Below are 12,535 nucleotides of genomic sequence, written 5' to 3' on the forward strand. Positions count from 1 at the left end.
CTTTTTTCATCTCAGCAATGATTATGTACTACAATTAACATATGTAAACTATTAATAAAAAGGAGATCCAATTATGGAGGACACAGAAAAGATTCAAGTGTTATCTGATCTAGTTGCCATCAATACTGCGAATGACCATGAAAAAGAAGTGGCAGAATACTTACAAAAATTATTTTCTAAGTATGGTATTGAATCAAAAACTATCAAATATTCTGACACCCGCTACAACTTAGTTGCAGAAATTGGTACTGGCAAACCGGTATTGGCCGTCAGCGGGCACATGGATACTGTCGATGCAGGCGATAATTCCAAATGGAAGACCGATCCATTCAAGCTGACTGAAAAAGATGGTGATCTCTACGGACTAGGTGCTGTCGATATGAAGAGTGGTCTGTCCGCACTAGTTATCGCAATGATCGAACTCCATGAACAAAAATTACCTAAGACCGGTACCATCCGATTATTAGCCACTATTGCCGAAGAAGTTGGTGAATACGGTGCTGATCAACTGACTTCTGAAGGTTATATGGACGATGCTGACGCGCTATTGATCGGTGAACCAGGTGGCTACAACTTCGTTTATACGCACATGGGATCTCTTGATATCAAAGTGATTTCTGAAGGAAAGGCCGCACACAGCTCGATGCCACAATCTGGTAACAACGCTATCGACCACCTTCTAGATTTCTTATCACAAGCAAATAAACAATTCAAAAATACAAATAAAACTGATCCCGTCATGGGAGATTTTATTTTCAACGTCACAACTATCAACGGCGGTACACAAGTCAATGCTATTCCTGGACACGCTGAAGCTGAGATCAACTCCCGAACTCTACCGGAATACACTAGTGATCAAGTCTTAGAAGATATCACTAAATTAATAGATGATTTAAACGCTAAAAATGATGACTATCATTTGAGTCTCAAAGTAATTATGAAATTAAATCCTGTCAAAGCCTCTGATCACTCCAAGTTACTCGAGGTAGCGAGTCAAGTTGCCAAAGAACACACTGGATTAGACATCGGCAAGTATGGTGTAGCTGGAACAACTGATGCAGCCATGTTTTTGCGTGACAAACCAGATGACTTTGCCTTTGTTATGTTTGGACCCGGAAACGACACCCCACATCAAGTTAATGAATATGTAAATAAAGATATGTACTTAAAATTTATCGATATGTACAAGGATATTTTTGTTAAATATTTGTAATATCAAATCAATAGACAATTATAAGCATTGAATGTAGTCTATGTAGACAAATGCCTAAGGAAAGAAGTTGTCCATGAGAAGACACATTACATCATTTGTACTGTTATTCGTTTTGGGTGGGATCGTGTTAGCTGAATATACGAACATTCTACCCACAACCGTTCAGTCACAAATCGTTACTACTCTATCAAATTCAAAAAACTATTTAGAATCAGCATTAGATGAATATGCACCTAAAATAAAATCACTGACGCAAACAACTAATAGCGCCACTGAGGATTCTACTAAGCAGCAATCAGCCACATCTCAAGATAAACAAACTGGCTCTACTAACGGTACTCCAGCTTTTTCAATGGTAAATAAATTCGTTCTGGGAAACGTTTATTATTATCATTTCACCAACAAAACTCCTAAGGTCGCTAGACAAGCCTTCAACGATGCTATCTACGCCTATAACCAAACCGGCGTTGTTAAGTTGATCGAAGGCAAGGGCAACTCCAGTGTCAATACAATTACCTTTTCGATCTATCACAAAGACGAAGGACAACGTGCGCAAACATTGGAGCTTGGCACTGGTGGACCTGAGTTGACTTATAAGACTAACGACCCCTCCAAATCAGCGATAAACCACGCTTCCGCCAAGATCAACATGAACTATCCTGAATCTGTCAGTGATTCTGTGACTATGCACGAACTCGGACATGCTTTAGGATTGAATCACAGTACTGATACTAGTTCCATCATGTATCCTACCAATCAAGGCGTTAAGACATTATCAAGTTATGATATTACCGGTTTGAAGTCAATCTACAATAAGTAACATAAAAAAACGATATCGAATTCGATATCGTTTTTATTTATCCAAAATTTCACTGAGCTTTTTTATCGATGCCTCAAATTCATCACCAGTAACGTAAGCAAATGATAATCTCAAAGAATGATCATGTTTAAAATCATAAATATCCCCCGGATTTAAGAGAATTCCTAAGTTGATTGCTTGTTCAAAAAAAGCTTCAATTTTGATTTTATTTTTGAACGTCAACCAAATGTAAAATCCTCCGCTGGGAACATTCCACGTGGCAAATTTTGAGAAATATTTAGTCAAGCTATTCAAAGCTCTATCACGTCGTGATTTTAATTCTTTTCTCAGACAATCTAAATATTCATCATAAAATCCATTATCGATAAATTCTGATAAAGCCCACTGTGACAATGAACTAGCTCCGTAATCTATCTGCATTTTAACATCACCAAGTCGTCTAACTATCGGTTTACTAGCAACGACCCAGCCGATCCTCAAACCTGGCGCCAGGGTCTTAGAAGCTGTACCCAAATATATCACCATGTCATTCTTGTCTAAATTCTTCAAAGTCTGTGGTGACGATCCCTCGAAACAGAGTTCTTGATAAGCACCGTCTTCAATAATAGGCAACTGTTTGTCCAGACAAAACTTCAGTAATGCTAATCTGCGTTCCTGTGACATTGTTATTCCTGAAGGGTTCTGATTCGTGGGGATGGTATACAGAACATTCTTCATATCACCATTGTTTATCGGAATTTTCCAATATTGCAGCCCGGACTCGTCCATCGGTATACCTGATAAGTTCATCCCCATAGACTGAAACAAGTGCAATGACTTCAAGTAAGTCGGTGCTTCTGTGAATACCGTGCTATCTTGTTGCAAGAGTGAAGCTGATATTAACTGCAATGCTTGCAATGAACCTGAGGTAATCAGGATATTGTCTGGTTCTATCTCAAATCCCCTATCATTCAGGTGTTTGGCTAGAGATTTTCTCAACGCTAGTAATCCCAACGGCTCTAGGTAACCCAAGGATGTTATCTTAGTCTCCAAAGTATGCAAAGTTTTTTGCCATCTTTTCCGTGGGAACAATCTCGGATCGATTTCACCAGTGCCTAATCTTATCAAGTCAGGTTCAAATTCTAGTTTATTAATAGTCTGTACAATACTATTATTCTCCTGAAAAAATCCCGCTGAAATAAACTTATTCCAGTCAGTAACCGGCGGTAAGAAAAGTGACCAGGTATTACTGATTACCTCAGTTCCTGCTCCACTGTTGCCACTGATTATTCCGTATGAGGTCAGTTCATCGATTGCAGAAGTTATGGTGCTTCGATTAACTTTAAATAATCGTGCCAAATCACGCTGCGAAGGTAATCTAGTTCCTACCGGCCATTCACCGTTAGAAATATTATTCCGGATATACTGAACGATCTGTTGGTAAATGGGGATCGAACTATCTTTATCAGGCTGCCAAGTGATTTGCGCTATTTTTATTTTTTTCATTTCAACACTCCATTTGGTTGGGTCAAAATTTTTAGTTTGGCTGGTTAAAAATTAATTATTCACTTATATAATCAACCACATAATTAATATTTACAATCAATTACAGGTAATTTGGTTGGTTAAGGAGTTAAGAAATGAACTATTTTTTTCAAGGATTAACTATGGGTTTGGCCTACGTTGCTCCGATTGGGTTGCAGAATCTTTTCGTGATCAATTCATCATTAACACATTCGAAGAAACGCTCTCTATTAAATGCACTAATCGTTATCTTCTTTGATATTTCCCTAGCACTGAGTTGCTTCTTTGGAATTGGTGCCATTATGAAAAAATTCCAATGGTTACAATTGATCATTCTGCTAGTCGGTAGTTTGATCGTAGTTTACATTGGCGCTAACTTGTTAATAGAAAAATCCGCTACTAAAACTGATGTCAAAACAACAGATACGTTGAGAAGTACGATTGTGACCGCCTTTGTAGTAACTTGGGTAAATCCACAAGCAATTATTGACGGAACTATGATGTTAGGCGCATTTCACGTGACCTTACCGGCAGCTAGTTCATCGATCTTCATCACTGGCGTGGCGCTTGCATCAGCAATCTGGTTTACAACATTGACATTAGTAATTTCGACTTTTAGTAACTGGTTCAATCCTAAAATTCTGCGGATTATCAATCTAGTTTGTGGAATTATAATAATAATTTATGGAATTAAATTATTTATAAATTTTATTACTCTGCTTTAAAGTGTTGATAAATCAACGTTCTATTCTAAGAGTTGTCTGAATAGCTATTTGAATATTTGAAAATTATTAGTGTTTTTTTAATTTAGACTTTACTTTTCAAAAATAAATGCTTATTATAAGTGTCACAAGATAAAGACGACAAGAAAGAAGAGTAAGTCATTTCAAACTGACAGTGAATTGGGATTAGTGAGAACCCAACCAGTACTTGATTTGTCTGAATAACACTTTCTTATGTTTCTAGCTGAAATGACCAGTTCAAAGTAGGTATAGACGTAACCGGTACGTTACCATCGGTAGAGTATAGTTGTTTTGTACTCTTATTGAGGTGGCTTATTTTAGATAAGCAACTTGGGTGGTACCGCGAAAGTCTTTCGTCCCTTTTATTAGGGATGGAAGACTTTTTTTGTTACCTGTCTTTTATCAGTCAATTAAAAATCAAGGGAGATAATCTTATGCATTTAACAATTCCAGAATCATACGATCCAAAGCTATCAATTATTGATACACAAAAAGCTATTCGTTACATCCGTGAAACTTTCCAAAACGAATTCGGTAAAGAACTCAATCTTTCACGTCTATCAGCACCAATGTTTGTTGAAAAATCAACTGGCCTAAACGATAACTTAAACGGTGTTGAAAAACCTGTTTCATTCGATATGAAGGACATGCCTGATCAAACTATCGAAATCGTTCACTCACTAGCTAAGTGGAAACGTGTTGCTTTGAAACGCTACGGTTTCGGAATGCATGAAGGTCTCTACACAAACATGAACGCCATTCGTAAAGATGAAGACTTGGATAACATCCACTCAATTTATGTTGACCAATGGGACTGGGAAAAGATCATCTCTAAAGACGAACGTAACATTGACACTCTAAAGGCAACTGTTCGTGATATTTTCAAAGTTATCAAGCATATGGAACACGAAGTTTGGTACAAGTTCCCTGAAGCTGTTTATCATTTACCAGACGAAATCCACTTTGTTACAACTCAAGAACTAGAAGACAGATTCCCTGATATGACACCTAAAGAACGTGAGAATGCAATTACTAAAGAACTTGGTTGTGTATTCTTAATGCAAATCGGTGGCAAGATGAAATCAGGCAAGCGTCATGATGGCCGTGCCCCTGACTATGATGATTGGAAACTAAACGGTGACATCTTGTTCTGGTATGAACCTCTCCAAATGGCCTTGGAGATCTCAAGTATGGGTATCCGTGTTAGTGAGGAATCAATGAAGGCACAATTAAAAGATGCTGGTGCTGAAGATAGACTCAAACTTCCATATCACCAAATGCTTGAAAAAGGTGAATTACCTTACACTATCGGTGGTGGTATCGGACAATCACGTCTCTGCATGCTATTGCTTGGCAAGGCTCACGTTGGTGAAGTTCAAGCTAGTGTATGGCCACAAGATATGATCGATAAATGTTATGAAAACCATATTCAAATTTTGTAATTGTAATTAGATGTGGCTTACCGTCTACAGTCAAAAACAAGAAAAATCCGAACCGGGACCGTCTGGAACCAAGGTTTCCAGACTCGATTTTGAACTCCGCAAAGTACGCGGATTTCAAAATACGTCCTGTGCTGTAAGAACGAGAAAATCGCTCGTCCTAACACCACTATCAATGCGGGATTTTTTTGTTTATGACTTCCGACTTATATATCAAATGTATCTTACAAATTCAATAAACAAAATATAAAAATAATATCCCTGAGAAATCTTATGTTTTAATTTCTCAGGGATATTATTTTTGTTTAATTTACATATTCATTCATAGGTTTAGTTAAATAATAATTATTTGGTAACTTCTCGGTTGTAACATAGCCTGATTCAGCATTAATAAGCATAGAAATATAAATAAATCATTAATCACCATTTTTCCTGCAATCGTTACCACCAATTTAAAATAGTTTTATACTAATGGTATATAGATTACAAAAAAAGGAGTGAAGGAAATGTTCAAGGATAGATATACAGGTTGGGACGCAACTTATGATGTCGCTGTCTTAGGATTCGGTGGTGCTGGTGCCACTGCAGCCCGCTTTGCGGCTGACAACGGAGCAAGAGTATTGCTCGTTGATTCTGCTCCCGAAGGTCACGAAGGGGGTAATACTCGTTACGCTGGACAAGTTATTTCTTCAGGTGATGATTTAGATGACTTAAAGAAGTATTATGACAACTTGGCCTACCCACTTTCATACGATAAGGATCTCATGGATACTTACGTTGAGGGACTATATCATATTCCAGAATTCTTAGAAAAATATTTGGGAGTTAAACCTTTCGTAATGGGCAAACATCCTGAATCACCAGTTTCCAAAGCTTTATACTTCATGGCTCATGAATATCCAGAACTGCCTGGTCAAGCTACCCATGAATTAGTCGCTGTACATGAAGGAGTCGCTGATTCAGCACTCTGGAAGAATCTCAGACAACAAGTTATCGATCGTTCAGACAACATCGATGTCTTATACGAAACACCCGCTGAACACCTGATTCAAGATGAAAGCGGTAAGAAGATCATTGGTGTTCAAATAAAGCGCAACGACCAATTACTTGATATCAATGTTACTCACGGTGTAGTTATGACTACTGGTGGCTTCGAAAACAACCCTGAAATGGTTGAGACCTACTTAGGTGAAACTAGTTTGAATCCGATCGGTTCTCTCTACAACAAGGGTGCTGGTGTGACAATGGCTCAAGATGTCGGTGCCAAGATGTATAACATGGCTAATTATGAAGCCTATGGTATTTTCCATGGTCTAACTCCAAAGCCCGCAAACGGTCAACGTTCACAGTTCTTACCATTTGATTGGCCAGCATTCCACCAAGGCAGTATCATCGTCGTCGGAGATGACGGCACTCGTTACTTCGACGAAAACGAAATACACAGACATGGACACATCAAAGATCACGGGCAATGGCGCGTTATGAACGCTCAATTGCATCCTTATGTAGTCTTCGACCAAAAGAAATTCGAAGAACTGTCGAATGATAAGGATGCCCCTTATCCAGAATTTTTAAAACTTGTCATTAAAGACGCTACTTTATCAGGCTTAGCTGAAAAAATTAATGCCGATAGTCAAAAGCTACAAAGTACTATCGATGACTTCAATCACTTCGCTGATACAAAACGTGACTATGCTTTCAATCGTGATCCCAAGACCTTAACCAGATTCGACAATGGACCTTACTACGCTATCGCAATGGTCCAAGGACTCTTGAATACTCAAGGCGGTCCAGTTCATAATTCTAAAGCTGAAGTTATCGATGTCGATGGTCATGTTATTCCTCATCTCTACTCCGCTGGTGAATTAGGTAGCATGATGGGACGCAAATACAATGGTGGTAGCAATCTTGCCGAAGATTTGATCATTGGTAAAATTGCCGGTGAAAATGCCGCCAAAGGTGTCACTGTTGACTTAACCGGTTATGATGCTGAAACAAGTGCCAGCAAGCATGTTCCTCGTACTGCCAAAGGTTTAGGAACTGACATTGTAGAAGAACACTTCGAAACTGGTCCAAATCAATACATCGGTAGATCAACCGCGGGTATGGGCAATGAGATCGTTGTCCGTGTAACTGTTGATGACAACAATGACATTCAAAATGTCGAAGTTCTCAAACAAAGTGAATCAGATGACTACGGTAAAAAGGCCATCGAACAATTGCCAAAAGATATCGTGGCTAAAAACTCCACTAATGTTGATGCAATCTCTGGTGCATCCGCATCTAGCCAAGCAATTAAAGAAGCTGTCAACGATGCGTTAAAACAAGCACAGGCTGCAGTGGAAGAATAGTATTTTAAAAAGGTTCAGAAATTTAGAATTTCTGAACCTTTTTTTACTAAAAAAACGTAATTTATTACATATTGTCTGCTACAATTATCTTATTATTATGGAGGAAAAACTATGAAACTTCTACATACTGCCGATTGGCATATCGGGCGAACACTCAATGGATATTCACTACTAGATGAGCAAAAATATGCCTTCACTCAAATATTAAAAATAGCTCAAGATGAACAAGTCGACGGCATTGTCGTTGCCGGAGATATTTATGATCGTGCCATTCCCGGAACTGATGCAATCACGACTTTAAATGAAATGTTCAAAGAACTAAATATCGACCACAGATTTCCAATCTATGCCGTTTCAGGAAACCACGATGGAGCAAAGCGACTTAATTACGGTCGTGATTGGATGGAGTTCAATAATTTTCACATCAATACTCTGCTCGAAGAAGCCTTTCATCCTATCGAAACTGACGATACACAATTATTTTTATTGCCCTTTTTTGATCCCATGGACGCACGAGTTTACTATCAAAAACAAGGCATGGACGAAGAAGATGTCAAAGCAATCAAAAACATTGGCGAAGCTATGAACTTAGTTATTGCGGATATGGTCAAGCTTTTTGACAATGACAAAAAGCACGTTCTCATAACTCACTTTGCTGTTTCTAAAAGTGCTGACGACAAAATCGATCTGACTAGTGAAACCACTTCAAAAGTGGGTGGACTGGAAACTTTGACTGCTAAACAATTCGACCAATTCGATTACGTCATGTTAGGACATATTCACACCAAAGCTGCCTCACCAAGCGACAACATTCGCTACAGCGGTAGCCCTGTGAAATTCAACGTTAAAGAAGCTAAAATAAAAGCCAATAAGGGCGTCTATATCGTTGATACTAACAAAAAGCCTGATAAGGCTGATTTCAGAGAAATCCTACCTCAAACTGATTTAATCGTTTTAAAAGAAACTTGGGAAACATTGTTAGATCCAGAATTTTATTCCCAACAACCTGTCAGAAAAGATTGGTTCGCTATTACGATCAAGGATTTCGATCGGACCAAACACGTCCATACCAATGTCAGAGCTCAACTTCAAGACATTTACGGTACCGTGGTCGAATTGGATTACGACAATATCGAAAGAGAAGTTACTGAAAACAACTTGGAGAATATCAATCAACTAAGTAATGAAGAAACCGTGGACAAATTTTTCCAATCAATAACTGGCAATCAATTATCTACAGAACAAAAAACAATAGTCGACGATATTTTCTTAGAATTAGAAAGAGGCGAATAAATTGAAACCCGTTTACCTAGAAATGAATTATTTTGGACCACACGAACATTCAATTATTGATTTCAGAAAATTAGAAGAAGCTCCGATTTTCTTAATTGGTGGCGATACTGGTGCCGGAAAATCAACGATTTTCGATGCCATGACCTTTGCCCTATTTGGCAGCACTACTAGTGACCGTGATGCTAGAGAGATGCGCAGTCAGTTTGCTCCTGATAATAAAGAAACCAGCGTTATTTTTTATTTTGAACAAGGTAATAATCTCTACAAAATTGAACGTACGCCAGAACAAAGACTAGAGAAAAAAACTCGTGGCAAAGGACTTACCACGAGAAAAACTACAGCTCTACTGAGTATCGTTGAAAAAGTCGGCGGTACTGAGATTCAAAGTATCGCTAGTAAACCGATGGATGTCGGTAATGAGATAACTGATATTTTGAAGTTAAACGCTGATCAGTTCAAGAAAATCATTCTATTACCACAGAATGATTTTTCAGAATTCTTGAAAGCTAAAACCGATGACAAAGTATCGATCCTGAAAAAAATCTTCGGTACGCAAATTTTTGATGATTTCACCGACAAATTAAAAGTCAAATACGATGAAGCTAGAAAACAAAACGGCAGCTTCGAAACTGAAGTGAACAATCAAATCACCGCCATGAAACTAAGCGACGACGAACTCACAAAACTCCAACATGAGGCTGATTCTCAAAGAATTACTATTCTAAAAGATTTTGTTTCAACTCGCAAAACAAACATGACTAAGGCCCAAACTGAAGCAGAAACTACTAATCAGACTTTGAATGAAGCCGACAAAAAATTACAAGATGCTAACAACATTAAGCAAAAGTTGGACCGCTTAGCTGACCTTCGCAAACAATATCAAGCAGAGATCACTGCTCAAAAACAACAAATAGATCAACATAAAACCCATGTATCAGAACTCGATTGGGCTAATAAGTTAAAAGATACGGTCAAAAATCTAGATAGAAATCGACAAGATAACAAGCAAAGTGTCGAATCACAAACTGAGATAAGCAAACAACTAGCAGTTGCTACTAAAGAACACGACACTGCCAAGAACGACCTAGCAGAATTAATTAAGCAACAACCTGATATTGATGCTAAAACTAAGCGAGTTGACGAACTATCAAGTCTGATCCCTTTAATATCTCGTCGTGAGAAATTGCAACAAAACCTAACTGAAGTAAAACCTCAAATTGAAACCATTACTAAAAAAATCGAGCAACAAACCGAAGTTTCTGAACAAATAACAGCTGACATCAAAACTCAGCAACAAAAGCTAATTCCGGTTGACGAATTACAAAAACAAAAAGATGCTTTATTAGTTGAAAAGAATGATTTTGTCGATGCCTTATCTCCAATTGAGAATAAGCGAGATAATGCACAGTCCGAACTCAATAAACTTCAAGATAAATCATTGAAGCTCAAAAATAAATTAGAAGAATGCAAGTCAAAACTAGAAGCAGCCAAAGACGATTATCAACAAAAAATCGGTACTAGACAGTCGCTAATGATCGCCCAACTGCAACAAGAATTAGTTGATGGCGAACCTTGTGTTGTCTGCGGTTCAACCGTTCATCCCAATGTCACAAATATCGTCAAAGCTGATGAACAAGAACTTAAGAAATCTATCGATGCCGTGGATGCTTCTCAAAAAGCTTTTGCGGCTGCCGAACAAAATTTGAAGGCTGCTCAAAAAAATATTGATGACAACAATGAATCATTGAACAAACAGAAATCTACATTAAATGATTTGAACAAAACTCTAACTGATAAATATCACTCACTATCTGCTTCTTCCAAATTAGATTTTCCCGAAGAATTCAATATGACTAAGATCAAAAATATCTTTGAACAACAAGTTAAAGAACTTGATCAAAATCTAGCAGAATCCGCTAAATTGATACAAATTATTTCTGATTTAGAGACTAAATTAAATAAAAACAACGATCAAATTTCATCCGCTCAACTAAAATTGACTGATAATAAGTCAAAACAAGACACGTACCAAAAAGACTTGACCGAAATATCTGCAAAAATCACTGAATCTGATAAAACTAGTCAAGAGTTGACTGAAGAACAAAAAAACATTCGTCAAGCGATCAAAGACTTCACAAATAACTTGGATGCTTCCAAGCAAAAAGCTCATCAAAGTGAGATCGTCTTATCTAGTGGAAAAACACAATTAGCCGACATCAACAAACAACTAGATAAACAAAAGTCCATTATTGAAACACTCCAAACTCAATTGAATAATGCTTTGAGTGCCACAGATGCCAAAACTAACTCTGTTGATATCCTGAATGATTGGATCACTGAAATCGAATCAGGAATCGATACTAAGCTTAAAGAAACAATTTCTTCATATAATAAAGAAAAAGAATTATTAGATAACGATATTAAAAAATTGGCTGATGAGCTCACTGACACGAAGATGCCTGACATCGCTCAATTACAACAAAGACTTACTGATATGAAAGAAGCTAATAAAGCTGCCGTTACTAAGGCAGTTCAATTGAAATTAACTTATGACAACGCCCATGAAGGTTTCAATAAGATCAAAGATATTACCAAGAAACAAAGCGACTTCGGCAAGAAACTAACTGAAATTACCAGTCTCTACAACGTCATAACTGGTAAAGACGGCAATGATGATAAACTGAAACTAGAAACTTATGTCGTTCAAAACTACCTACGCAAAGTTCTCGACTACGCCAATAAGACCTTCATCAATACCTTATCTAACAATCGTTATAGTTTTGAAATCGCGGCTCAGGGTTCAGACAAACGAACTGATCACGGACTTGATATCAATGTCTATGACAATGAGACTGGTGCAACTCGTTCATCCGATACCCTCTCTGGTGGTGAAACTTTCATTGCTGCACTCTCAATTGCCTTGTCATTAAGTGAAGTGGTCCAGTCATCAGCTAATGGTGTTAAGATCGACGCTCTCTTCATCGATGAAGGCTTCGGTTCTTTGGATCATGAGACATTGGACAAAGCAATGTCTGCTCTAGAAACTATCGGCGAAAACCGAATGGTTGGTGTTATTAGTCATATCGAAGCTATGAAGACTACGATCGGCCAACAAGTATTGATCAAAAAAGTCGGTGATGGCCGCAGTAAAGTTGAAATAGTTACAAAATAGT

Annotated in this window: 8 protein-coding genes and 1 other annotated feature; of the genes, 7 read left to right on the forward strand and 1 reads right to left on the reverse strand. The window is 37.8% G+C overall.

Annotation, left to right across the window (positions count from 1 at the left end; all coding sequences use genetic code 11):
* Positions 1–73 precede the first annotated feature (73 nt).
* Positions 74–1,213, forward strand: a complete 1,140-nt coding sequence (locus U8519_RS11435; RefSeq protein ID WP_334330447.1) for an ArgE/DapE family deacylase — start codon at positions 74–76, stop codon at positions 1,211–1,213.
* A 73-nt stretch (positions 1,214–1,286) separates the two neighbouring features.
* Positions 1,287–2,033 carry a matrixin family metalloprotease gene (locus U8519_RS11440; protein WP_334330448.1) on the forward strand — a complete coding sequence of 249 codons (747 nt, stop codon included), beginning with the start codon at positions 1,287–1,289 and terminating at the stop codon, positions 2,031–2,033.
* A 33-nt stretch (positions 2,034–2,066) separates the two neighbouring features.
* Here the strand turns inward: U8519_RS11440 and pdxR are convergent, their stop codons facing one another.
* Positions 2,067–3,518, reverse strand: coding sequence for a MocR-like pyridoxine biosynthesis transcription factor PdxR (pdxR, locus tag U8519_RS11445; RefSeq protein ID WP_334330449.1), 1,452 nt, complete (start codon positions 3,516–3,518; stop codon positions 2,067–2,069).
* Between the two features lie 134 nt (positions 3,519–3,652).
* Here pdxR and U8519_RS11450 point away from each other — a divergent pair, with 134 nt between their 5' ends.
* The 5 genes from U8519_RS11450 (at position 3,653) to U8519_RS11470 (ending at position 12,534) form a co-directional block, all read left to right on the forward strand.
* Positions 3,653–4,261, forward strand: a complete 609-nt coding sequence (locus tag U8519_RS11450; protein ID WP_334330450.1) for a LysE/ArgO family amino acid transporter — start codon at positions 3,653–3,655, stop codon at positions 4,259–4,261.
* A gap of 129 nt (positions 4,262–4,390) precedes the next feature.
* Positions 4,391–4,643 (forward strand) — a binding site (T-box leader).
* Between the two features lie 70 nt (positions 4,644–4,713).
* Positions 4,714–5,721, forward strand: a complete 1,008-nt coding sequence (asnA, locus tag U8519_RS11455; protein ID WP_334330451.1) for an aspartate--ammonia ligase — start codon at positions 4,714–4,716, stop codon at positions 5,719–5,721.
* A gap of 503 nt (positions 5,722–6,224) precedes the next feature.
* Positions 6,225–8,069 (forward strand): FAD-binding protein, encoded by a 1,845-nt coding sequence (locus U8519_RS11460; RefSeq protein ID WP_334330452.1) that lies wholly within the window; start codon positions 6,225–6,227, stop codon positions 8,067–8,069.
* Between the two features lie 111 nt (positions 8,070–8,180).
* The gene (locus tag U8519_RS11465; RefSeq protein ID WP_334330453.1) at positions 8,181–9,362 is read left to right on the forward strand and encodes an exonuclease SbcCD subunit D; all 1,182 of its coding nucleotides are present in this window, start codon (positions 8,181–8,183) and stop codon (positions 9,360–9,362) included.
* Position 9,363: 1 nt separating this feature from the next.
* Complete coding sequence (locus U8519_RS11470) at positions 9,364–12,534, forward strand: SMC family ATPase (RefSeq protein ID WP_334330454.1); 3,171 nt, start codon at positions 9,364–9,366, stop codon at positions 12,532–12,534.
* The last annotated feature ends 1 nt before the right edge of the window (position 12,535 follow it).

Source organism: Companilactobacillus sp. HBUAS59699 (assembly GCF_036913575.1).
Taxonomy (GTDB): domain Bacteria; phylum Bacillota; class Bacilli; order Lactobacillales; family Lactobacillaceae; genus Companilactobacillus.